Source organism: Klebsiella pneumoniae subsp. pneumoniae HS11286 (assembly GCF_000240185.1).
In the GTDB taxonomy this organism is placed as follows: domain Bacteria; phylum Pseudomonadota; class Gammaproteobacteria; order Enterobacterales; family Enterobacteriaceae; genus Klebsiella; species Klebsiella pneumoniae.
Window position 1 is genome coordinate 2,390,305 of the sequence record NC_016845.1, and the last position, 23,096, is coordinate 2,413,400.

Here is a 23,096-nt window from a genome sequence, read left to right on the forward strand (position 1 = left end):
GCCTTTCCACCGGCTTCGATAAGCTTGAGTACGGCACAATGCGGGTCAGCACCCCGCGTCTGACCCTCGAGCAGCCGATCCGCTGGCTGCGCGATGCTGAGCATCCGCGGTTGACCGGCGCGCTGTCGCTGGACGCCGCCAAAACCACCTTCTCCGGCGGCAGCTATCTCCCGGCCTCAACGCTGAAATTCGCTCTCGACGGTCGGGACCCGACGTGGTTCCAGTTCACCGGCGCCCTGCATGCCGAGGCTATCGGTCCGGTGCGTCTGTCCGGGCGGCTGGGATGGCGAACGGCTGCGCGGCCAGGCGTGGTGGCCAAAACAGTCGCTAACGGTGTTCCAGCCGCTGGTGCCGCCGGACTGGAAGATGAACCTGCGCGAAGGCAGTCTCTACGCGCAGGTGGCCTTCTCGGCGGCAGCTGGGCAGGGATTTGAGGCGGGCGGCCATGGCGTCCTGAAGGGCGGCAGCGCCTGGATGCCGGATAACCAGATCAACGGCGTCGACTTCGTCCTGCCGTTCCGCTTCAGCGACGGTCACTGGCAGCTGGGCACCCGCCGCCCGGTCTCCCTGCGCATTGGCGAAATCGTCAACCAGGTCACAGCGCGTAATCTGACGGCGGACCTGCAGGGCACCTGGCCGTGGAGCGAGGCCAATCCGCTGCAGCTCAGCGACGTCAGCGTCGATCTGTTAGGCGGGAAACTGACACTGCTGCAGCTGCGTATGCCGCAGCGCGACCCGGCGTTGATCCGCCTGCAGCATATCTCCAGCAGCGAACTGACCAGCGCCGTCAAGGTGAAACAGTTCGCCATGTCCGGCGCGGTGAGCGGCGCGCTGCCGCTGTGGCTGGAGAATAATCAATGGATCATCCACGACGGCTGGCTGCGCAATGACGGACCGATGACCCTGCGGCTGGATAAAGACACCGCCGATGCGCTGGTGGCGGATAACGTCTCCGCCGGGGCGGCGATTAACTGGCTGCGCTATATGGAAATCTCCCGCTCGTGGACGCAGATTAACCTCGATAATCTGGGCGTGTTGACGCTTAAGGCCAGCATCAACGGCACCAGCCGGGTGGAAGGGAAAAGTAGTACCGTGCATTTAAACTACGCTCATGAAGAGAATATTTTCGACCTGTGGCGCAGTTTGCGCTTCGGCGACAATTTACAGGCGTGGCTCGAGCAGAATGCTACGCTGCCCGTACGGCGCTGTACGGACGGTAAGACATGTAAGGAACCTAAATGAAGAAGCTGTTACTGGCCATGGCGGCGTCGATGCTGCTCGCCGGCTGTACGCCGCGCATCGAAATCGCGGCGTCGAAAGAGCCCATCACCATCAATATGAATGTCAAAATTGAGCATGAGATCCATATCAAGGTCGATAAGGATGTGGAAAACCTGCTCAAATCCCGCAGCGATTTGTTCTGAGGCGACGATGAGAAAACGACTGTTAACCGCGGCGCTGACGCTGGCTTTACTCAGCGCGCCCGCGCTGGCGTTGACCCTGAGCGAAGCGCGCCAGCAGGGACGAGTGGGGGAGACGCTGAACGGCTATCTCGCGCCGCTGCGTCAGGATAAAGAGACGCTGGCGCTGGTAAAGCAGATTAACGCCGCGCGCAGCGAAAGCTACCAGCAGCTGGCGGATGACAACAATCTGCCGGTGGATGAAGTGGCGAAAATGGCCGGGCAGAAGCTGGTGGCCCGCGCGCAGCCCGGGGAGTACGTCCAGGGATTGAACGGCCAGTGGCTGCGCAAATAATTAGCGACAGCGCTTGCGGTATTCCCCCGGGGTGACGCCAAAGCGCTGCTTAAATGCGGTGGAGAAATGGCTGTGGTCGCTGAAGCCCCAGCGGTAGCCGATCCCCGCCAGCTTTTCATCGTCATGAACATTCTGTAACGCCTGGGCACACAGATCCAACCGCCGGTTCTTAATATACTGCGCCACCACCAGCCCCTGATCGGCAAACAGCCGGTACAGGCTGCGTACCGACATGCCCGTCTCGCTGGCCAGCCACTCCGGACGCAGATGCTCCGACTGAATGGACGCATCGATTAACGCAATAATCTTCTGAAACTGCTTTTCCCGCCGGGAAGGGGCAGGATCGCGCTGATGCAGCACCGGGCGCAACAGGCAGGCGATCGCCTCCAGCGCGGCTTCGCTCTCGCTGGCGGAGAGCGTCGTGCCGCCCATGCTTTCCAGCAGCAGTCGCTGGCTGAGCTGGACCATTGGCAGAGATTTGTCCAGCCGGCAGGCGGTAGTGATGTCCCCTGTGGGCGCCACCCGCTGGCGCGGCAGCAGCAGCGAGGCCTGACGCGAGGTCTGCTGCCAGACGATGGAGCATGGGCGGGCGGCGTCGATTAACGTGATATCGCCTGCCGCCAGCGTCACCTGGCGATCGTCCTGTTCGAGGATGGCTTCGCCGGCGAGCTGAAACACGGTATAGAACCAGGCGTCGTTATCGCGTTTTATCTCATTGCGCGTGCGGTAGAGATTGACGCCGGCGGCGGTGACGGTACTGACCTTGAGGCTGCCGGCGTAGCGGGCGTCAATCTCGCCGTGGAAACTCTCCTCCAACGGCCGGGCGGCGAAATGGCCGCAGACCTGATTGATCGTCGCCAGCCAGCGCTGATACGCCAGCCCTCCCTCTGCCGTGGTCATCATTCGCCCTTCTCCTCTAATAACAATGTTTCCGCATTGTTGCATTTGTGTCGCCTCAGGCAAGGGCGCGATGGCGGGTATATGAAAGAACTATTACCCGCGGCACATTTCTGCGAGGGCAGACGACGGAATTGCGGCGACTGTCACAGCGGCGCAAACGAATGTCACAGAGAAAAAAGCGCCAACCGCCAACCAGACATAGACTGAAAGCACTATCCGCGATGAATAAGGAAAGGGTATGTCCACCTCACAGATAGCGCTGCTTGCCAGCGTCCAGCAGTTTTTATACCGTCAGCATGGCCTGTATATCGACGGCGCCCCCTGCGCCGCGCAGAGCGAAAACCGGTTAACCGTCTGGGATCCGGCCACCGGGCAGGCGATTGCCACCACCGCCGACGCCAGCCCGGCGGATGTCGACCGGGCGGTGATGTCCGCCTGGCGCGCTTTTGTCGATCGCCGCTGGGCCGGGCGCACCCCGGCTGACCGTGAACGCATCCTGCTGCGTTTTGCCGATCTGGTGGAGCAGCACGGCGAAGAGCTGGCGCAACTGGAAACCCTCGAGCAGGGGAAATCCATTGCCATCTCCCGCGCCTTTGAGGTCGGCTGCACCCTGAACTGGATGCGCTACACCGCGGGGCTGACCACCAAGATCAGCGGCCGGACGCTGGACGTTTCGATCCCGTTCCCGCAAGGGGCGCGTTACCAGGCGTGGACCAAAAAAGAGCCGGTCGGGGTGGTGGCGGGCATCGTTCCGTGGAATTTCCCGCTGATGATCGGCATGTGGAAGGTCATGCCGGCCCTGGCGGCGGGCTGTTCGATCGTCATCAAACCCTCGGAAACCACCCCGCTGACCCTGCTGCGGGTGGCGGAGCTGGCGACCCAGGCGGGCATTCCTGACGGGGTGTTCAACGTGGTCACCGGCAGCGGCGCCGGCTGCGGCGCGGCGCTGACCGCCCATCCGCAGGTGGCGAAGGTTAGCTTTACCGGCTCGACGGCGACCGGGAAACAGATTGCCCGCGTGGCTGCCGACCGCCTGACCCGCGTGACGCTGGAGCTGGGTGGCAAGAATCCGGCGATTGTGCTCAAAGACGCCGACCCCCAGTGGGTTATTGAGGGGCTGATGACCGGAAGCTTCCTCAATCAGGGGCAGGTCTGCGCCGCCAGCTCGCGGATCTACATCGAAGCGCCGCTGTTTGACACCCTGGTCAGCGGCTTCGAGCAGGCGGTGAAATCGCTGCAGGTGGGGCCTGGGATGCAGGAGACGGCGCAGATCAACCCAGTGGTCTCCCGGGCCCACTGCGACAAGGTGGCGGCCTACCTCGAAGAGGCTCGCCAGCAGAAGGCAGAACTCATCAGCGGCAGCGCCGGACCAGATGCGGGAGGGTACTATATTCCGCCAACGCTGGTGGTAAACCCCGACGCCGGACTGCGTCTCAGCCGTGAGGAGGTTTTTGGCCCGGTGGTGAACCTGGTGCGAGTGGCCGATGGCGAGGAGGCGCTGCGCCTGGCCAACGACAGCGATTTTGGTCTGACCGCCAGCGTCTGGACCCGCGATCTGACCCAGGCCCTGAACTACACCGACCGTCTGCAGGCGGGAACGGTATGGGTCAACAGCCATACCCTGATTGACGCCAACCTGCCTTTCGGCGGCATGAAGCAGTCTGGTACCGGCCGCGATTTCGGCCCTGACTGGCTCGACGGCTGGTGCGAAACCAAATCCGTCTGCGTGCGCTACTAGCCCTCCGTCGGGGAAGGCGAAAGGCTTTCCCGACGCGCCCCTTGCCGACTTCCGGTCTTTCTCGCTACTGTGGAGGGCAATCTTTGCCTAATCTGGGCGGTGAATCATCAGGAGGTCTTCGGCATGACAGCATTTCCTAAGGTTGCGCTAATTGGTCCCGGCGCCATCGGCACCACGATTGCCGCCGCCCTGTTTGAGAGGGGGAGGGCGCCGATGGTCTGCGGGCGTACCGCCCATTCGGCGCTGGTGCTGCGCACTGACGAGGGTGAGATCGTGGTGCCCGGCCCGGTGCACACCGACCCGATGGCGATATCCGCCCCCTTCGACCTGGTCTTTGTCGCGGTGAAAACCACCCAGACGGAGGCCATCGCCCCCTGGCTGACGGCCCTGTGTTCCCCTGACACCGTGGTGTGCGTGCTGCAAAACGGCGTTGAGCAGCGCCAGCAGTTTGCCCCCTTGACCGGCGGCGCGACGGTGCTGCCGTCGGTGGTCTGGTTCCCGGCGCAGCGCGATGCCGATGCCTCTGTCTGGTTGCGCGCCACGCCGCGCCTGACGCTGCCGGATCTGCCGGGGGCAGAGCGAGTGCAGCAGGCGCTGGCGGGAACCCGCTGCGCGGTGGACCTGGCGGCTGATTTTACCACCGTTGCCTGGCGCAAACTGTTGCAGAACGCGGTTGCCGGACTGATGGTGCTGACCGGACGACGCGCCGGGATGTTCGCCCGGGAGGACATCACTGCCCTCGGACTGGCTTATCTGCGCGAATGCCTGCAGGTGGCGCGGGCGGAAGGGGCCGCCCTGAGCGACAGCGTGCCGGAGGAGATTATCGCCGGCTTTCATCGGGCGCCTGCCGACTTAAGCACCTCTATTCTGATCGATCGCCTCAATGGCCGACCGCTGGAGTGGGATATTCGTAACGGCGTGGTGCAGCGTCGCGGGCGTCAGCACGGCATTCCGACGCCGCTCAGCGATATCATCGTGCCGCTGCTGGCGGCGGCCAGCGATGGCCCGGGCTGACCCGGGCTGGCGCGGGTGCGAGCCACTGGAAGCGGGATCTGCTATGATCCCGACTTTCGTTGTCTGGAGCCAGTCGATGTTCAACGACGCCATTGTTTATGACCGCTACGGGCCGCCGGCCGCCGTGCTGACCCTGAAACGCCTGCCGCTGGCGCCGCTGGCGGGCGGACGGGTGCGGGTCAGGATGCGCTTTGCCCCGGTGAATCCTTCGGATCTGATCCCCGTGACCGGCGCCTATCGCCACCGCACCCGACTGCCGGCCGTCGCCGGCTATGAAGGCCTTGGCGAGGTGGTCGCCGCGCCATACGGCAGCCGGTTAGCCGCGGGCCAGCGGGTGCTGCCCCTGCGCGGGGGCGGCACCTGGCAGCGGTTTATCGATCTGGATGAGACCTGGCTGGTGCCGGTGCCGCCGGCAGTTGACGATCTGCTGGCCGCCCGCGGGTATATCAATCCGCTGACGGCGATGCTGATGCTCAAGCGCTGGCCGGTTGCCGGAAAACACCTCGTGCTGACCGCGGCATCGTCCTCCTGCGCCAGTCTGCTGGGGCAGTGGGCGCTGGCGATGGGCGCCCGCTCGGTGAGCGGGATTATTCGCTCGCCGCAGCATCGGGCGCGCCTGGAACAGGCCGGGATCTATCCGATCCTCGATACCGACCGGGCGCTGATGGAGAAGGTCAGCCAGCACAGCGATCTGGTGTTTGACGCGGTGGGCGGCGAACTGGCGAATACGCTGCTGTCGGTGCTGCCCGGGTCGTCGACCCTCATCTCCTATGGGCTGTTATCCGGGCGGCCGCTGACCCAGACGCGCGGTAGCGCGACGGTGCGCAAGTTTCATCTGCGGGAGGCGCTGCCGACACTCAGCGTGGCGGCGTGGCGGGCAGCGTTCGACGAAATCTGGCAGCGCCTGCCAACGACCTCCCAGCCGCCGGCCCAGCGTATAGCGTTGAACGACTGGCGGGCGGCGATTGCCGCCGCCGGCCAGCCGGGAAGAGGCGGTAAGATCCTGCTGGATTTCACCGCTGGTTAAGATTACTTTTTCTTTTCGCCCAGAGTAGGGGTTTCGTCAAAGAAGTTCCACGGCTTGAGCAGCGCGTGCGCCCACTCGGTCGGCATGATCGGCCACTCTTCGGCGCGCGCCACGTGGGTGGTGCCGGTGGTGATCCACACGACGTCATCGTGGTTAGTCAGCGACTCATCATCCTTCGCGTACTGGCCCAGGCCGGTATCGTGGGCGGAACGGTTCGGGTATTTCCCTTCCGGATATCGCTCTGTCGGGTGGTAGCGCGTCACCCACAGCTGTTTATCCATAAAGCTCAGGCGATGATATATCCACTCGTCCGGGGCGAATTTGGCACCGGTCGCCGCCGGGTGCGTGCCGCCGGCGTAAGGGATAATCTGGTATGAGACCGGGTTGCCCATGCGGTTCTCTTTGCTGGTGTTGCTCAGCAGGCGGATAGTGCCCGGGTCGAATTTCTGCGCCGCTTTCTGCTCGCTATCGATTGTGTACTGATTCACCTGCATGGTGCTGGTGCGCGGGCCGCCGGCGGTGTTGGGCTTCACTTCAGGATCCATCGCCACCAGGGTGTTGTTCTCGCCGTCCACATCGAGGTCGAGGCGGAAGTTATAGATGTGCTGGTGAGTGGTGCCGACAATATTATGGTCGATCAACGTTCCGTAGCGGGTATCCTCTTTGGCACTGGGGTCATGCATGGTCTTCGCCAGCACGCCTTTCACCGCTTCAATGCCGGTGGCGCCGGCATCGATACCGATGGTGCCGTTGTCGTGGAACACCCAGTCAAAGATATAGTCGTAGTTGCCGACGGTGCTGATCCAGCGTACCACCAGTTCCCGGCGTTCGGTGCTGACGTTGGGTTTGCCCATCTCCAGGTGCTTATACTCAGGCCCGGCATAGCGTTCGAATATGGCCACCGCGCCTGGAATCGTGGTCGGTTTGCCGGTGTAATCGGCGATAGTTTCGTCCAGCAGTACCGCATTTGACGGCGCATCTTTACCGCGAACAATCGGCGACGTCAGGGTGCCCATGCCGTAATCGCCGGAGTCGAGGTAGGCTTTGAAATACCAGCCGACGTCCGGGTCGCCGTAGGGGACGATCATCCCGCCGAGGGAACCTTCATACATCACCTGGCGTTTTGTGCCGTTATCGTTGTAAGTCACCGTTGACAGAATTGGTCCGACGCGCGAGTTAAGACGCAGGTGGAAATCCCAGTTCTGCCAGTGAATGGTATCGCCGGTAATGGTGTAGTTTTTGCCTTCCGGTTCGGTTATCTCCAGCGGTTTCACCGCCGGGGCGTTGCGGTCGCGACCATCATACGGACGGGGCTCCATTGGGACCGGGATCACCGGACCTTCTTCGATTTTGATGATTTTCTTCGCTTCAAGGTCGACCACCGCCACCAGGTTTTCAATCGGGTGCGCCCAGTAGTTGCCGTCGCCGGTATCCAGATAACTGACCACCTTCAGCAGACGCGCATCCTGCTGCAGGCCATCTTTGCCATCAAAAAAGCCAACGGTGAGCGGGGTGGTGACCACTTTGCCAGGATCGGTAATACCGTGCTTTTTCAGCACCTCAGCGAATTCGCTGCTGGTATTGATGATGTTCTGCACGCTGACAAAATCATCGAGCAGCACCATCCCGTGGGCGCCTTTGATCGGCGTCCAGGAAAGGATTTTTTTGTTTTGCAGATCGACCACGGCTTCAATGACGTGTTTGCCATCGAGCATCACCACATCGGCAGTGCGGGGAGCATCGACCGGCGTTCCCTGCAGGGCAAAGGCCCATACCGCCGCCTTGTCCGGCTCGTGTAAGGAAATCTCAGTAAAGCGGGTATTCGGCTGAAACTCCGGCGCGGCTTTGACAATGGTCACCGCTTCACTGATTTCCGCCGCCGAGAGCGAGTTTAACGGGTGCGGGCGCTTTTCCACCTGGAAGGTCTGATCGAGACCGGACTGGAAGACATCGTTGATAAAGGTATCGGAAACCCAGGCTTTACCTTCCTTCATTACCACAGGCACCGGTAGGTCAAGGGATTTACCGTTGACGATCGCCGTTTTGGCGCCGGGCTTTACTTTGACGTAAGCGCCGTCTTTTATCAGGGTGAACATTTGCGCGTAGTCATCCCACTGCACATCAGCGCCGAATTCCTGCAGCGTTTTATCCAGCGGTACCATGTGGGCTTCGCTACCGTGAGCGAAGACCGGTGATTGCCAGGCGCAAACCACCGCCACGGCCAGCGCCAGCGCGGTTTTACGAGGAGAAAATTTCAAGCCGTTTGCCATTGTGACCTCATCTTATTGTTGTGTTGTCTCTTGCCGCTGCGAATGTCGGCTTTGTCATCCTTAAGCTACCAGCCAGCGGCGCCGGGGCGTTTGTTTGCTTTTGCCAGCTTGTTTGTCAGTTTTGCCAGACGGGCGTAAAAAATGCCTCCGCAGAGGCATTGAGAACGAGCGCTGATTTTTTTGCCGGGTGGCGGCTGACGCCTTACCCGGCCTACGGTCCGTGCGGCCTGCCGGTAATTTATTCACCATTCTTGCTGGCCCTAGCCCGGGGGTACAGGGGGCAGCGGCGACTGGCCGCCCCCTGTGCGCTCCCTGCGCTATGCCAGGCATAACGCAGACGATTAACCGGGAGCGCAATGTGCGCTGAAGCCACGGATAACATAAAGGACTTCCCGGGGCGAAACCGTTGCAAACCGATTGCAGTATCAATGGCTAAAGGGTCGGCCAACAGAGCGCCAGCGGTCTATTTTTCGCTATCACGCCGGGAAATCTCCGTGTTGACGCGCCACCAGGGTCAGAATGGAATACAGCGCCACCGCCTGCTGGTGCTGGTTGAAAATCTCCACCGCCCATTCCACCACGCCGGTGGCTTTCTCATCGGCGCTGCGCTGACGTTTGACCGTTTTACGCTTACAGGTCAGGCGAACCTGAATGGTGTCGCCCGGTTTGACCGGCTCAATAAAGCGCAGGTTTTCCATCCCATAGTTGGCGATAACCGGCCCGACGCCGGCATCGACGAACAGCCCGGCCGCGGCGGAGATCAGGAAATAGCCGTGGACCACCCGCTCGCCAAAAATCGACTCGGCGGCGGCGATTTTGTCCATGTGCGCGTAGAAATGATCGCCGCTCAGGCAGGCGAAGTTAACGATATCCGCTTCGGTCAGGGTTCGGCGCGGGGTTAATAAGCTGTCGCCAGGCTGAATCTCTTCGAAATATTTGCGGAACGGGTGAATACGGTCTTCGTTCACCTGGGCGCCGCGCACCCACTGTTGACCGATGGTCGCCAGCATCGTTGGGCTGCCCTGGACCGCGGTACGCTGCATATAGTGTTTCACCGAACGCAGCCCGCCAAGCTCTTCTCCGCCGCCAGCGCGGCCGGGGCCGCCGTGCACCAGCTGCGGCAGCGGCGAACCGTGGCCGGTTGACTCGACCGAGGACGCCTCGTTCAGTATCTGAATACGGCCATGGGCGCGGGCGGCGCCGAGGATAAACTCGCGCGCCAGCTCGCCGCTGGCGGTGACCAGCGTCCCCGCCAGACTGCCGCCGCCGGCGCGCGCCAGCGTCAGCGCATGCTGGCGGTCACGATACGGCATCAGCGTCGCCACCGGACCAAAAGCTTCAATGGCGTGAACCGCCGGCGTTTCATCCGGCTGTGAGCAGTACAACAGGGTCGGCGGGAAAAATGCGCCGGCCGCGCTGAGATCCGCCTCTCCACCGAGCAGTACTTCGCAGCCAGCGGCTATCAGCTTATTGACGCTCTCCTGTACGTCCTGACGCTGTTCGCTATTAACCAGGGCCCCCATCTTAACGCCCTCCTGCGCAGGGTCACCGACGGTTACTTTATGCAGGCGGGAGATCAGTGCATCGCTAACCGCATTAATCTGAGCCAGTGGCACAATGATTCTGCGGATAGCGGTACATTTTTGCCCGGCTTTCGCCGTCATCTCGCGGACCACTTCCCGAATAAACAGCGCGAATTCCGGTTGCTCCGGAGTGACGTCTTCGCCTAACACGCAGCAGTTGAGTGAATCTGCTTCCATGGTAAAGGGAATGGATTTGGCTACCAGGTTAGGGTGCGCCCGTAGCTGCTGGCCGGTGGCGGCTGACCCGGTAAAGGTCACCACGTCCTGGCTATCGAGGTGGTCGAGCAGCTCGCCCGCGCCGCCGCAAATCAGGCTGATGGCGCCCTCCGGCACCAGGCCGCTGTCGACAATCGCTTTCACCATTGCCTGGGTGAGCTGGGCGGTAGCGGTGGCCGGTTTAATGATCGCCGGCATACCGGCAAGCCACGTGGGCGCCAGTTTTTCCAGCATTCCCCAGCAGGGGAAGTTGAAGGCGTTGATATGGACGGCGACGCCTGATTTCGAGGTTAGCACATGACGCGCGGCAAAACCGCCCTGTTTGGAGAGCGGGATGAGCTCGTCTTCCGGCCACAGGATATCGTCCGGTAATTCTCGACTACCGAGCCCGGCATAGGTGAAAAGGGTACCGATACCGCCTTCAATATCCACCCAACTGTCGGCGCGAGTGGCGCCGGTTTGCGCGGAGATGGCGTAGAACTGGTCTTTCTGCTCCAGCAGGTGTTTCGCCACCGCTTTCAGCATCGCGCTGCGTTCAATAAAGGTCATCGCCTGCAGGGCTTTGCCACCGCGCTCAATCGCGAAGCGGCGCGCCTGCGCCATATCCAGGCCTTCACTGGTCACCTCCCAAAGCGCTGCGCCGGTGATGGCGTGATGGATAGTACGGGCGCGGCCCCGGCCGGTCTGCCAGGCGCCGGATAAGTAGCTGGCTAACTGCTGCATCGCAAATCTCCAAATGTGTTACGTGTGATATCTATAAATAGTTCTTTTATGAATCATAAAATGCAAGCCCGTATTTAATAAATTATTAACATTGTGATCGCGATGGGGTTACGCCTTATGCTTAACTTACTGTATTAATTGTGGTTTACAAAAGGTTTTGCGGAGATTATCACAAAAAGAGCAAACAAAATTTGTGGTTTTATTTAACCAATATGTAACCTTCAATAAACAAAGTGATTCACATAAATGTTTTTGTTGTGAATATCGGAATCATAAAGGTGATGACGTGACAGAAGAACAACGCTTTGACCAGCGCATCGCGCAGGAAACGGCCATCGAACCGCAGGACTGGATGCCGGATGCCTACCGTAAGACCTTGATTCGGCAGATAGGCCAGCACGCGCACTCGGAGATCGTCGGCATGCTGCCGGAAGGCAACTGGATCACCCGCGCGCCGACGCTGCGCCGCAAAGCGATCCTGTTGGCTAAGGTACAGGATGAGGCTGGACACGGGCTGTATCTCTATAGCGCCGCGGAAACCCTTGGCTGCGCCCGGGAAGACCTGTATCAGAAGATGCTCGACGGGCAGATGAAATACTCCTCCATTTTTAACTACCCGACCCTCAGCTGGGCGGATATCGGCGTGATCGGCTGGCTGGTCGATGGCGCGGCCATCGTCAACCAGGTGGCGCTGTGCCGGACCTCCTACGGCCCCTATGCCCGGGCGATGGTCAAAATCTGCAAAGAAGAGAGCTTTCACCAGCGTCAGGGTTTTGAAGCCTGCATGGCGCTGGCGCAGGGCAATGAGGCGCAGCGGCAGATGCTGCAGGACGCCATTAACCGCTTCTGGTGGCCGGCGCTGATGATGTTTGGCCCTAACGATGACAACTCGCCGAACAGCGCCCGCAGCATGGCGTGGAAAATCAAACTGCACTCCAACGACGAGCTACGTCAGCGCTTCGTCGACAATACCGTGCCGCAGGTAGAGATCCTCGGTATGACTGTCCCGGACCCGGATTTGCAGTTTGATGAAGCCAGCGGCCACTACCGCTTCGGCGAAATCGACTGGCAGGAATTTAACGAGGTGATTAGCGGCCGTGGCATTTGCAATCACGAGCGGTTGGCCGCCAAGCGTAAGGCCTGGGAAGAGGGCGAATGGGTGCGCGAAGCCGCGCTGGCCCATGCGCAAAAACAGCAGGCCCGCAGCGCGGCATGAGGAGAGACAACATGAGCAAAGTTTACTGGCCGTTATATGAAGTGTTCGTTCGCAGCAAACAGGGGTTATCCCATCGTCACGTCGGCAGTCTGCACGCTGCCGATGATCAAATGGCGCTGGAGAATGCCCGCGATGCCTACACCCGCCGCAGCGAAGGCTGCTCAATTTGGGTGGTGAAGGCCAGCGAAATCGTTGCTTCGCAGCCGGAAGATCGCGGCGAATTCTTCGACCCGGCGGAAAGCAAAGTCTACCGTCATCCGACTTTCTATACCGTGCCGGACGGCATGGAACATATGTGAGGCGGCGATGAATAACCCTAACCCCGTAGCCACCTACGCCCTGCGGCTTGGCGACAATGGTCTGGTTCTGGCCCAGCGTTTAGGCGCCTGGTGCGGACATGCTCCCGAGCTCGAGATCGATCTTGCGCTGGCCAATATCGGCCTCGACCTGCTCGGCCAGGCGCGCAATTTTTTAAGCTATGCCGCCGAGCTTAACGGTTGCGGCGACGAAGATACGCTGGCTTTTGGCCGCGATGAGCGCCGGTTCAGCAACCTGCTGCTGGTGGAGCAGCCAAACGGCAATTTTGCCGACACTATCGCCCGCCAGTTCTTTATCGACGTCTGGCATGTCGCCCTGTTCAGCCGGCTGGTGAACAGCCGCGACGCGCAGCTGGCGGCCATTGCCGCTAAAGGGCTGAAAGAGGTGCGTTACCACCAGCGCTTTAGCCGCGGCTGGCTGGAGCGTCTCGGTAACGGCACCGAATTATCAAATCGCAAAATGCAGCAGGCGGTCGACAATCTGTGGCGCTTCACCGGCGAACTGTTCCTCGCTGATGAAGTGGAGCTCAGCCTGGTTGAGCAGGGCATTGCGGTTGATCCGCGTGAACTGCAGGCCGAATGGCAAAGCGCGGTACACACGGCGCTTCTCGACTCCGGCTTACAGATCCCGCAGGAAGCGGCCTTCCGCAGCGGCGGCAAACAGGGGCTGCACAGTGAACATCTCGGCCCGCTGCTGGCGGAGATGCAGTATCTGCAGCGTTCGCATCCCGGACTGCAGTGGTAAGTGAGGTGACTATGCAACGTCTTGCCGATATCGCTCCTGCAGAGGTTCGCACCATCTGGGGATTATTAAGCGCGATCCCGGATCCGGAAGTGCCAGTACTCACCATCACCGACCTTGGTATGGTGCGCAGCGTCGCGCGCCATGGCGACGGCTGGGTGATTGGCTTTACCCCGACCTATTCGGGCTGTCCGGCGACGGAGCATCTGCTGGGGGAGATCCGCACGGTCATGAGCGAGCATGGCTTTCAGCCGGTACATATCGTCCTGCAGCTGGATCCGCCGTGGACCACCGACTGGATGAGTCAGGATGCCCGCGAGCGCCTGCGCCAGTACGGCATCAGCCCGCCCCAGGGGCACGCCTGCCATGCGGACATGCCCGCTGAGGTGAGCTGTCCGCGCTGCGGCAGCGCCCATACCTCGCTGATTAGCGAATTCGGTTCCACGGCCTGCAAAGCGCTCTATCGCTGCGACAGCTGCCGGGAACCTTTTGATTACTTTAAATGTATTTGAGGTTGCCATGACGACGTTCTATTCGCTTAAGGTGGCGAGAGTCGAGCCGGAAACCCGCGATGCGGTGACCATCACTTTTGCGATCCCGCAAGCCCTGCAGGCGGAATACTGTTTTCGCCCGGGCCAGCATCTGACGCTAAAAGCCCGTCTGGGCGGCGAAGAACTGCGCCGCTGTTACTCCATTTGTCACAGCCGCACGCCAGGCGAAATTAGCGTCGCGGTCAAAGCCATCGACGGCGGACGCTTCTCGCGCTACGCCCAGCACGATATCCAGCAGGGTATGGAGCTGGAGGTGATGGTGCCGCAGGGGCATTTCGGTTATCAACCGCAGGCCGAACGGCAGGGAGAATATCTGGCGATTGCCGCCGGCTCCGGGATCACGCCGATGATGGCGATCATTAGCGCGACGCTAGCGACCGAGCCGCAAAGCCGCTTTACGCTGATCTACGGCAACCGCAGCAGCCATAGCATGATGTTCCGCCAGGCGCTGGCCGATTTAAAAGACCGCTATCCGCAGCGCCTGCAGGTGATCCACCTGTTTAGCCAGGAGTCGATGGACAGCGATCTGCTACAGGGGCGCATTGACGGCGACAAACTGCGCCAGCTCGCTGACCATCTGCTGGATTTCAGCCGTTTCGACGAGGCCTTTATCTGCGGTCCGGCGGCGATGATGGACGAGGCGGAAGCGACGTTACGTGAACTTGGCGTAGCGGAGAAATCGATTCATCTCGAACGCTTTAATACCCCAGGCGGCAATGTGAAGCGGGCCGCTGGAGTGCAGGCGGAAGGGCGCACGGTGACCATCCGCCAGGACGGGCGCGATCGGCTTATCGCCCTCAGCGCCGAAGACGACAGCATCCTGGATGCCGCATTGCGTCAGGGCGCCGATCTGCCGTTCGCCTGTAAGGGCGGGGTATGCGCCACCTGTAAATGCAAAGTGCTGCGCGGTGAAGTGGCGATGGCCGCCAATTACAGCCTGGAAGCGGATGAGCTGGCGGCGGGCTACGTGCTGAGCTGCCAGTCATTGCCGACCAGCGGCGATGTGGTGGTCGACTTTGACGCGCGGGGGATGGCATGAGCGACCTGCTGATCCACCGTCATGGCCGGGTGCTTCAGTTGACGCTGAACCGCCCGCAGGCCCGCAACGCGCTGAACAATGCCTTATTAACCCAGATTGCCGAGGCGCTGGAGGCGGCGGCAGTTGATGACAGCGTCGGCGTCTGCGTTATCAGCGGTAACGCGCGTTTTTTCGCCGCCGGGGCTGACCTCAATGAAATGGCGGAAAAAGATCTGCCTGCCACCCTGGATGATATTCGCCCACGGTTATGGGGGCGAATCGATGCTTTTACTAAGCCGCTCATCGCCTCGGTCAACGGCTACGCGCTCGGCGCCGGCTGCGAGCTGGCTCTGCTGTGCGACCTGATTGTCGCCGGTGACAACGCCCGCTTTGGCCTGCCGGAAATTACCCTCGGCATTATGCCGGGCGCTGGCGGCACCCAGCGGCTGATCCGCAGCGTTGGCAAGGCGCTGGCCAGCCGGATGGTGCTGAGCGGCGAGAGTATTGACGCCCGCCAGGCGCAGCAGGCCGGGCTGGTCAGTGATATCCATCCGGCGGCGTTAACCGATGAGTATGCCCTGAAACTGGCAACCACCATTGCCCGCCATTCGCCGCTGGCGCTACGGGCGGCAAAACAGTCGCTGCGCCTGTCGCAGGAAGTCAGCCTGCAGGCCGGTCTACAACAGGAGCGCCAGCTGTTTAGCCTGCTGAGCGCCACCGAGGACCGCCGCGAAGGCATCGACGCCTTCTTACAAAAACGTACCCCGGAATTTAAAGGACGCTAATCGTGGAAGCTTTCATTCTCAGCGCAGTGGAACAGGGCGTCATGACCATTACCCTCAATCGCCCGGACCGCCTCAACAGTTTTAACGATCTGATGCATCACCAGCTGGCGGAATGTCTGAAGCAGGCCGAGCGCGATGATGGCGTGCGCTGCCTGCTGATCACCGGCGCCGGCCGCGGTTTTTGCGCCGGCCAGGATTTGAACGACCGCAATGTCGACCCCAGCGGCCCGCCGCCGGATCTCGGCATGTCGGTAGAACGCTTTTACAACCCGTTAGTGCGCCGTCTGGCGGCGCTGCCGAAACCGGTCATCTGCGCGGTTAACGGCGTGGCCGCCGGCGCGGGCGCTACCCTGGCGCTGGGCTGCGATATCGTGCTGGCCGCGCGTTCGGCCAAATTTGTGATGGCGTTCAGCAAGCTCGGCCTGGTGCCGGACTGCGGCGGCAGCTGGTTCCTGCCGCGGGTGGCCGGCCGTGCGCGCGCGATGGGGCTGGCGCTGCTGGGCGACAGCCTTAGCGCGGAACAGGCCGCTCAGTGGGGGATTATCTGGCAACTGGTGGACGATTCAGAACTGGCGGATACCAGTCTGCAACTGGCGCGCCATCTGGCGGCGCAACCGACGTTTGGTCTTGGGCTGATTAAAAAGGCGCTGCTGGCCTCTGAAACCAACAGTCTCGACGCGCAGCTGGACCTGGAGCGCGATTATCAGCGTCTGGCCGGGCGCAGCGATGATTACCGCGAAGGGGTCAGCGCGTTTCTGGCCAAACGGCCACCACAGTTCAGCGGGAAATAGATGATGACGACATCCTTAGCCACCGTGGCGGTGATCGGCAGCGGCACCATGGGGGCCGGCATCGCCGAAGTGGCTGCCGCCGCCGGGCATCCGGTGCGTATTTTTGATATTAACCCTAAGGCTGTAGACCTGGCGATAGAGGGTATCGCCGGGCGTCTGGCGTCACGCGTTGCGCGGGGCAAACTGGCGTCAGAGCAGGCTGATGCGCTGCTGGCGCGCCTGCATCCGGCCCACGATTTAGCCGCACTTGCCGACGCGGATTTAGTGATCGAAGCGGCCTCTGAACGGTTGGAAGTTAAAACGGCGCTGTTCGCGCAGCTGGCGGCGATCTGCGCGCCGTCAACGCTGTTGACCAGTAATACCTCGTCTATTTCGATTACCGCTATCGCCGCCGGGGTCAAAAACCCGGAGCGGGTGGCCGGACTGCACTTTTTTAATCCGGCGCCGGTGATGAAGCTGGTCGAGGTGGTGAGTGGTCTTGCGACCTCCACCGAAGTGGTGGAGCAGCTGTGCCAGTGCGTAAGCGGCTGGGGGAAACAGCCGGTGCGCTGCCGCTCAACGCCCGGTTTTATCGTTAACCGCGTAGCGCGTCCGTTCTACGCTGAGGCCTGGCGCGCGCTGGAAGAGCAGGTCGCCGCCCCGGAGATTATCGATGCCGCTTTGCGTGACGGCGGCGGCTTCCCGATGGGACCGCTGGCGTTGACGGACCTGATTGGCCAGGACGTCAACTTCGCCGTGACCTGTTCGGTGTTTAACGCCTTCTGGCAGGACCGCCGCTACCTGCCATCGCTCCTCCAGCAAGAGCTGGCGCTGGCCGGGCGGCTAGGTAAAAAGAGCGGCCACGGCGTCTATCGCTGGCCCGCTGAGACACTGCCGGACGCGGCGCTGCCGCCGGTAATGATAGGTGCTGAATCCGTTACCGTCAGAAGTGACAACGTCACTGAATTAGACGATGTCTTGCTGCTGGAGACTGAAGGCGAGACCGCCCTGGCGCTGAGTATTAAGCATCACCGCCCGGTGGTGGTGTATGACCTGTGCGCCAGCGATACGGTGGTGCTGGCCGCAGCGGCAACCAACGCGCCTGCGGCCACTGATAAGGCCGTGCATTACTTCCAGCAGCAGGGCAAGAAAGTGCTGCGTATTGCCGATTATCCCGGCCTGCTGGTGTGGCGCACGGTGGCGATGCTGATTAACGAAGCGCTGGATGCGGTGCAAAAAGGCGTCGCCAGCCCGCAGGATGTCGATACCGCGATGCGCCTTGGCGTCAACTATCCGCATGGCCCGCTGGCATGGGGAGAACGCCTTGGCTGGCGGCGGGTGCTGCAACTGCTGGAGAACTTGCAACACCATTATGGCGAGGAGCGCTATCGCCCCTGTTCCCTGTTGCGCCAGAAGACGCTGATGGAGAAGCACCATGAGCAATGATCCGTGGCGCAACGCGCGCGTGATGTACGAAAAAGATACCTGCGCCAGAAAGATGGGGATCGAACTTATCGAAATGGACGACGGTTTTGCGCAGATGAGCATGACCGTCTCGGCGGACATGCTTAACGGCCATCAAACCTGTCACGGTGGTCAGCTATTTACGCTTGCCGATACCGCTTTCGCCTACGCCTGTAACAGCCAGGGGCTGGCGGCGGTGGCCTCGGCGGCAAGCATTGATTTTCTTCGTCCGGCGTTTGCCGGCGACCGGCTGGTCGCCACCGCCAGAGTCAAACAGCAGGGCAAGCTGACCGGCGTCTACGACATCGAAATTGTTAATCAACAGCAAAAGATTGTGGCCCTGTTCCGCGGCAAATCACACCGCATCGGCGGCACAATCACGGGAGACGTGTAATGCGCGACGCCTTTATTTGTGACGGGATCCGTACGCCGATTGGCCGCTACGGCGGCGCGCTGGCCAGTGTGCGCGCCGACGACCTGGCGGCGATCCCGCTGCGTGAGCTCCTGAGTCGTAATCCCGGGCTCGACCCGGCAGCAATTGATGATGTGATTTTCGGCTGTGCGAATCAGGCCGGGGAAGATAACCGCAACGTAGCGCACATGGCGACGTTGTTGGCCGGTTACCCGCATACCGTGCCGGGCACCACGATTAACCGCCTGTGCGGATCGGGTCTGGATGCCATCGGCTTTGCCGCCAGGGCGATCAAAGCCGGCGATGCCGATCTGCTGATTGCCGGCGGCGTGGAATCGATGTCGCGTGCGCCTTTCGTGATGGGAAAAGCCAGCGCGCCGTACCAGCGTCAGGCGGAACTCTTTGATACCACGATTGGCTGGCGTTTTGTGAACCCGCTCATGGCGCAACACTTCGGAACTGACAGCATGCCGGAAACGGCCGAGAATGTAGCTGAATTGTTAAATATCAGCCGAGCCGATCAGGACGCTTTCGCCTGGCGCAGCCAGCAGCGCACGGCGCAGGCCCAGCGCGACGGCATTCTGGCGCAGGAGATTGTGCCGGTGCAGATTGTCGGCCGGAAAGGGGCGGTTAGCGACGTGCGCGAGGACGAGCATCCGCGCCCGGAAACCACGCTTGAGCAGCTGGCGAAACTGAAAGCGCCGTTCCGCCAGGGCGGCGTCATTACTGCGGGCAATGCTTCAGGCGTCAACGATGGCGCCGCGGCGCTGATCATCGCCAGCGAACAGCAGGCCGCTATCCAGGGGCTCACGCCGCGGGCGCGTATCGTGGCGATGGCGACGGCGGGTGTCGAACCGCGCCTGATGGGACTGGGGCCGGTACCGGCGGTGCGTAAAGTGCTGGAGCGGGCGGGACTCAATATTAACGATATGGATCTGATTGAGCTGAATGAGGCCTTCGCCGCCCAGGCGCTGGGGGTGCTCAGACAGCTCGGCGTGCCGGACGATGCGGCGCACGTGAATCCCAACGGCGGCGCCATCGCGTTAGGCCATCCGCTGGGCATGAGCGGCGCGCGGTTAGCGCTGAGCGCCAGCCTTGAGCTGCAACGCCGGGGCGGGCGCTATGCGCTGTGTACGATGTGTATTGGCGTGGGTCAGGGCATTGCCATGATCCTCGAGCGAGTGTGAGCTAATTTACCTGCGAGTACCCTACAATGATAACTACTACAAAATTAGATCCGATTGAAACCGCATCGCGTGACGAACTGCAGGCCCTGCAAACCCAGCGCCTGAAATGGACGCTGAAGCATGCGTACGAAAATGTGCCGATGTATCGCCGCAAATTCGACGCCGCCGGCGTGCACCCTGACGACTTTCGGGAATTAAACGATCTACAAAAATTCCCCTGCACCACCAAACAGGATCTGCGCGACAACTATCCCTTCGATACCTTCGCGGTGCCGATGGAGCAGGTGGTGCGCATTCACGCCTCTTCCGGCACCACCGGCAAACCGACGGTGGTGGGGTATACGCAAAACGATATTGATAACTGGGCCAATATTGTCGCCCGTTCGCTGCGCGCGGCCGGTGGTTCAGCAAAAGATAAAATTCACGTCGCCTACGGCTATGGCCTGTTTACCGGCGGCCTTGGCGCGCACTACGGCGCGGAACGTTTGGGCGCGACGGTGATCCCGATGTCCGGCGGACAGACCGAAAAACAGGCGCAGCTGATCCGCGATTTCCAGCCGGATATGATCATGGTGACGCCGTCCTACTGTCTGAATCTGATTGAAGAGCTGGAGCGCCAGATGGGCGGCGATGCCCGCAGCTGTTCATTGCGGGTCGGCGTCTTTGGCGCTGAGCCGTGGACGCTGGCGATGCGCGCGGAAATCGAGCGCCGGCTGGGGATCACCGCCCTGGATATTTACGGTTTGTCGGAAGTCATGGGACCGGGCGTAGCGATGGAGTGTCTGGAAACCGTTGACGGCCCGACTATCTGGGAAGACCACTTCTTCCCGGAAATCGTCAACCCGGACGACGGTACGCCGCTGGAAGATGGCGAACATGGTGAGCTGCTGTTTACCACCCTGACCAAAGAAGCGCTGCCGGTGATCCGCTATCGTACCCGCGATCTGACGCGCCTGCTGCCGGGAACCGCGCGGACCATGCGCCGCATGGATCGCATCAGCGGACGCAGCGACGATATGCTGATTATCCGCGGGGTTAACGTCTTCCCCTCGCAGCTGGAAGAGGAGATCCTCAAGTTTGAACACCTGGCGCCGCACTATCAGTTAGAGGTCAATCGCCGCGGTCATCTGGATTCGCTGGCGGTGCGCGTTGAGCTGAAAGAGAGCGGGCTGGCGCTGAGTCATGAACAACGCTGCCAGATTTGCCATCAGTTGCGTCACCGCATTAAGTCGATGGTCGGGATCTCCACCGATATTACTATCGTCAACTGCGGCAGCATTCCGCGCTCGGAAGGGAAAGCCTGTCGGGTATTCGACCTGCGAAAAGCGGTGGTTAGCGGTTAATCCTCTCCCCGATAACCCGGCTGAGGCCTTTACGCCGTAAGCCGGGAATTTCCTGTGCTATGATTCATAAAGGAAAAATATAACAACAGAATGAATCAGATGAGTAAACTCGACGCCTTTATTCAACAAGCGGTGACGGCGATGCCCATCAGCGGCACGTCATTAATTGCCTCGCTGTATGGCGACGCTTTATTACAACGCGGTGGGGAAGTGTGGCTGGGCAGCGTCGCGGCGCTGCTGGAAGGATTAGGCTTCGGCGAGCGCTTCGTACGCACCGCGCTGTTTCGCCTCAATAAAGAAGAGTGGCTTGATGTTGTCCGCATCGGCCGGCGCAGCTTCTATCGCCTGAGTGATAAAGGGCTGCGCCTGACCCGGCGCGCGGAGCATAAAATTTATCGCGCCAGTGCCCCGGAATGGGACGGTACCTGGCTGCTGCTGCTTTCGGAAGGCCTGGAGAAAAATGTGCTCGCCGACGTTAAAAAGCAGCTGCTGTGGCAGGGGTTTGGCGCGCTGGCGCCGAGCCTGCTGGCCTCGCCGTCGCAAAAGCTGGCCGATGTCCAGTCTCTGCTCCACGAAGCGGGCGTCGCCGAAAACGTCATCTGTTTTGAAGCCCATTCGCCGCTGGCGCTCTCAAGGGCGGCGCTGCGCGACCGCGTAGAGGAGTGCTGGCATCTCACCGAACAAAATGAGATGTACGAGGCGTTTATCGCATTGTTCCGACCATTACTGCCGCTGCTGCGCGACAGCGAGCCGTCAGAGTTGACGCCGGAGCGCTGTTTCCAGATCCAACTGCTCCTTATCCATTTCTATCGCCGGGTGGTGCTCAAAGACCCGCTGCTGCCGGAAGAGCTCCTGCCGGCGCATTGGGCAGGGCAAACCGCCCGCCAGCTGTGTATCAATATTTATCAACGCGTGAGTCCCGGTGCGCTGGCGTTTGTCAGCGAGAAAGGTGAGAGCTCGGTGGGCGAGCTCCCGGCGCCGGGTCCGCTCTATTATCAGCGCTTTGGCGGTTTGCCGGGCGCATAAGGAGGCTGCATGCCGATATATCAGATTGATGGACTGACGCCGGTGGTGCCGGAGGAGAGTTACGTTCACCCGACCGCGGTGTTGATTGGCGACGTGATCCTCGGCAAAGGGGTCTATGTTGGGCCCAACGCCAGCCTGCGCGGCGACTTCGGGCGCATCGTGGTCAAAGACGGCGCCAATATTCAGGATAACTGCGTGATGCATGGCTTCCCCGGCCAGGATACGGTGGTGGAAGAGGAGGGCCATATCGGCCACGGCGCTATTCTGCACGGCTGCGTGATTGGCCGCAACGCGTTGGTGGGCATGAGCGCGGTGATTATCGACGGGGCGGTCATTGGCGAAAACAGCATTGTCGGCGCTTCGGCCTTTGTCAAAGCCAACGCCGAGATGCCCGCCAACCATCTGATTATCGGCAGCCCGGCAAAAGCGATTCGCACCCTGAGCGAACAGGAGCTGGCGTGGAAAAAACAAGGTACCCGTGAATACCCGGCGCTGGTGGAACGCTGTAAGCAGACGCTGCACCAGGTGGAGCCATTACGGGAAGTCGAAGCAGGGCGTAAGCGGCTGGCGTTTGATGAAAACCTGCGGCCAAAAGCCGCAACCTGAGGGGTAAAATTATGGCAGAGAAATTATCCGCTCACTGTCACTGCGGTGCGGTGGCGTTTACCGTGGAACTCAGCGACGGCTTCAACACCGTTCGGCGCTGTAACTGCTCATATTGTCGCATGCGTGGGGCGGTCGCGGTCTCTTCGCCGCGTTCAGGAATAGAGGTGGTACGCGGAGGGGATAAGCTCACAGAGTATCGCTTTAATACAGGGGAAGCCGTGCACTTTTTCTGCTCGGTATGCGGGATCTACACCTTTCATCAACGGCGATCAAACCCACAGCAGTATGGGGTGAATGTGGCCTGCATTGACGGCGTTTCGCCTTTCGATTTCCCTTGCGTGGAGGTCAACGACGGCGTGAATCATCCAAAGGATGGCGGCGGAGGCGTGGTGGGGTATTTACGCTACGAGAAAAAGTAAAACTCTCCTCCCGC

General features: G+C 61.1%; 24 protein-coding genes. 21 read left to right on the top strand and 3 right to left on the bottom strand.

Annotation, left to right across the window (positions count from 1 at the left end):
* Positions 1-38: 38 nt before the first annotated feature.
* From KPHS_23590 to KPHS_23620, 4 genes are read left to right on the top strand one after another with little or no spacing between them, the layout of a single operon-like run.
* Positions 39-434: a hypothetical protein gene (locus KPHS_23590; protein YP_005226659.1), complete on the top strand. Its 396-nt coding sequence runs from the start codon at positions 39-41 to the stop codon at positions 432-434.
* On the top strand, positions 400-1,242 hold the full coding sequence (locus KPHS_23600) for a YdbH domain-containing protein (protein ID YP_005226660.1): 843 nt from the start codon (positions 400-402) through the stop codon (positions 1,240-1,242). Before KPHS_23590 ends, KPHS_23600 begins: the two co-directional genes overlap by 35 nt.
* Positions 1,239-1,424 carry a YnbE family lipoprotein gene (locus KPHS_23610; protein ID YP_005226661.1) on the top strand — a complete coding sequence of 62 codons (186 nt, stop codon included), beginning with the start codon at positions 1,239-1,241 and terminating at the stop codon, positions 1,422-1,424. Before KPHS_23600 ends, KPHS_23610 begins: the two co-directional genes overlap by 4 nt.
* A 7-nt stretch (positions 1,425-1,431) precedes the next feature.
* Positions 1,432-1,755, top strand: a complete 324-nt coding sequence (locus KPHS_23620) for a YdbL family protein (RefSeq protein YP_005226662.1) — start codon at positions 1,432-1,434, stop codon at positions 1,753-1,755.
* Here the strand turns inward: KPHS_23620 and KPHS_23630 are convergent, their stop codons facing one another.
* Complete coding sequence (locus tag KPHS_23630) at positions 1,756-2,658, bottom strand: DNA-binding transcriptional activator FeaR (protein YP_005226663.1); 903 nt, start codon at positions 2,656-2,658, stop codon at positions 1,756-1,758.
* A gap of 235 nt (positions 2,659-2,893) precedes the next feature.
* On the opposite strand from KPHS_23630, the gene KPHS_23640 reads away from it, so the two are divergent.
* The 3 genes from KPHS_23640 (at position 2,894) to KPHS_23660 (ending at position 6,434) form a co-directional block, all read left to right on the top strand.
* The gene (locus KPHS_23640) at positions 2,894-4,393 is read left to right on the top strand and encodes a phenylacetaldehyde dehydrogenase (RefSeq protein ID YP_005226664.1); all 1,500 of its coding nucleotides are present in this window, start codon (positions 2,894-2,896) and stop codon (positions 4,391-4,393) included.
* A 123-nt stretch (positions 4,394-4,516) separates the two neighbouring features.
* Positions 4,517-5,407: a 2-dehydropantoate 2-reductase gene (locus KPHS_23650; RefSeq protein YP_005226665.1), complete on the top strand. Its 891-nt coding sequence runs from the start codon at positions 4,517-4,519 to the stop codon at positions 5,405-5,407.
* Between the two features lie 43 nt (positions 5,408-5,450).
* Entirely contained in the window at positions 5,451-6,434 is a 984-nt protein-coding gene (locus KPHS_23660; protein ID YP_005226666.1) for a putative oxidoreductase, read from the top strand.
* 2 nt (positions 6,435-6,436) lie between these two features.
* Here KPHS_23660 and KPHS_23670 read toward each other — a convergent pair whose 3' ends face one another.
* Both KPHS_23670 and KPHS_23680 read right to left on the bottom strand, forming a co-directional pair.
* On the bottom strand, positions 6,437-8,704 hold the full coding sequence (locus KPHS_23670) for a tyramine oxidase (RefSeq protein ID YP_005226667.1): 2,268 nt from the start codon (positions 8,702-8,704) through the stop codon (positions 6,437-6,439).
* Positions 8,705-9,180: 476 nt separating this feature from the next.
* Entirely contained in the window at positions 9,181-11,226 is a 2,046-nt protein-coding gene (locus KPHS_23680) for a bifunctional aldehyde dehydrogenase/enoyl-CoA hydratase (RefSeq protein ID YP_005226668.1), read from the bottom strand.
* A 193-nt stretch (positions 11,227-11,419) separates the two neighbouring features.
* Between KPHS_23680 and KPHS_23690 the strand changes: the two genes are divergently transcribed.
* The 14 genes from KPHS_23690 (at position 11,420) to KPHS_23820 (ending at position 23,082) form a co-directional block, all read left to right on the top strand.
* Complete coding sequence (locus tag KPHS_23690; RefSeq protein ID YP_005226669.1) at positions 11,420-12,442, top strand: phenylacetate-CoA oxygenase subunit PaaA; 1,023 nt, start codon at positions 11,420-11,422, stop codon at positions 12,440-12,442.
* 11 nt (positions 12,443-12,453) lie between these two features.
* Positions 12,454-12,741 (top strand): phenylacetic acid degradation protein PaaH, encoded by a 288-nt coding sequence (locus tag KPHS_23700; RefSeq protein YP_005226670.1) that lies wholly within the window; start codon positions 12,454-12,456, stop codon positions 12,739-12,741.
* A gap of 7 nt (positions 12,742-12,748) precedes the next feature.
* Positions 12,749-13,504 (top strand): phenylacetic acid degradation protein, encoded by a 756-nt coding sequence (locus KPHS_23710; protein ID YP_005226671.1) that lies wholly within the window; start codon positions 12,749-12,751, stop codon positions 13,502-13,504.
* An 11-nt stretch (positions 13,505-13,515) separates the two neighbouring features.
* Positions 13,516-14,013, top strand: coding sequence for a phenylacetic acid degradation protein (locus KPHS_23720; protein YP_005226672.1), 498 nt, complete (start codon positions 13,516-13,518; stop codon positions 14,011-14,013).
* 7 nt (positions 14,014-14,020) lie between these two features.
* Positions 14,021-15,091, top strand: a complete 1,071-nt coding sequence (locus KPHS_23730; protein YP_005226673.1) for a putative phenylacetic acid degradation NADH oxidoreductase — start codon at positions 14,021-14,023, stop codon at positions 15,089-15,091.
* Positions 15,088-15,855 carry an enoyl-CoA hydratase-isomerase gene (locus KPHS_23740; protein ID YP_005226674.1) on the top strand — a complete coding sequence of 256 codons (768 nt, stop codon included), beginning with the start codon at positions 15,088-15,090 and terminating at the stop codon, positions 15,853-15,855. Before KPHS_23730 ends, KPHS_23740 begins: the two co-directional genes overlap by 4 nt.
* A gap of 2 nt (positions 15,856-15,857) precedes the next feature.
* On the top strand, positions 15,858-16,646 hold the full coding sequence (locus KPHS_23750; protein YP_005226675.1) for an enoyl-CoA hydratase: 789 nt from the start codon (positions 15,858-15,860) through the stop codon (positions 16,644-16,646).
* Entirely contained in the window at positions 16,647-18,071 is a 1,425-nt protein-coding gene (locus KPHS_23760) for a 3-hydroxybutyryl-CoA dehydrogenase (RefSeq protein ID YP_005226676.1), read from the top strand.
* Positions 18,061-18,483, top strand: coding sequence for a phenylacetic acid degradation protein (locus KPHS_23770; RefSeq protein ID YP_005226677.1), 423 nt, complete (start codon positions 18,061-18,063; stop codon positions 18,481-18,483). Before KPHS_23760 ends, KPHS_23770 begins: the two co-directional genes overlap by 11 nt.
* Positions 18,483-19,688, top strand: a complete 1,206-nt coding sequence (locus KPHS_23780) for a beta-ketoadipyl CoA thiolase (RefSeq protein ID YP_005226678.1) — start codon at positions 18,483-18,485, stop codon at positions 19,686-19,688. Before KPHS_23770 ends, KPHS_23780 begins: the two co-directional genes overlap by 1 nt.
* A gap of 26 nt (positions 19,689-19,714) precedes the next feature.
* The gene (locus tag KPHS_23790; RefSeq protein YP_005226679.1) at positions 19,715-21,031 is read left to right on the top strand and encodes a phenylacetate-CoA ligase; all 1,317 of its coding nucleotides are present in this window, start codon (positions 19,715-19,717) and stop codon (positions 21,029-21,031) included.
* A 99-nt stretch (positions 21,032-21,130) separates the two neighbouring features.
* Positions 21,131-22,057: a transcriptional repressor for phenylacetic acid degradation gene (locus KPHS_23800; protein YP_005226680.1), complete on the top strand. Its 927-nt coding sequence runs from the start codon at positions 21,131-21,133 to the stop codon at positions 22,055-22,057.
* Between the two features lie 9 nt (positions 22,058-22,066).
* On the top strand, positions 22,067-22,663 hold the full coding sequence (locus KPHS_23810; protein ID YP_005226681.1) for a phenylacetic acid degradation protein, putative transferase: 597 nt from the start codon (positions 22,067-22,069) through the stop codon (positions 22,661-22,663).
* Between the two features lie 164 nt (positions 22,664-22,827).
* On the top strand, positions 22,828-23,082 hold the full coding sequence (locus KPHS_23820; RefSeq protein YP_005226682.1) for a GFA family protein: 255 nt from the start codon (positions 22,828-22,830) through the stop codon (positions 23,080-23,082).
* The last annotated feature ends 14 nt before the right edge of the window (positions 23,083-23,096 follow it).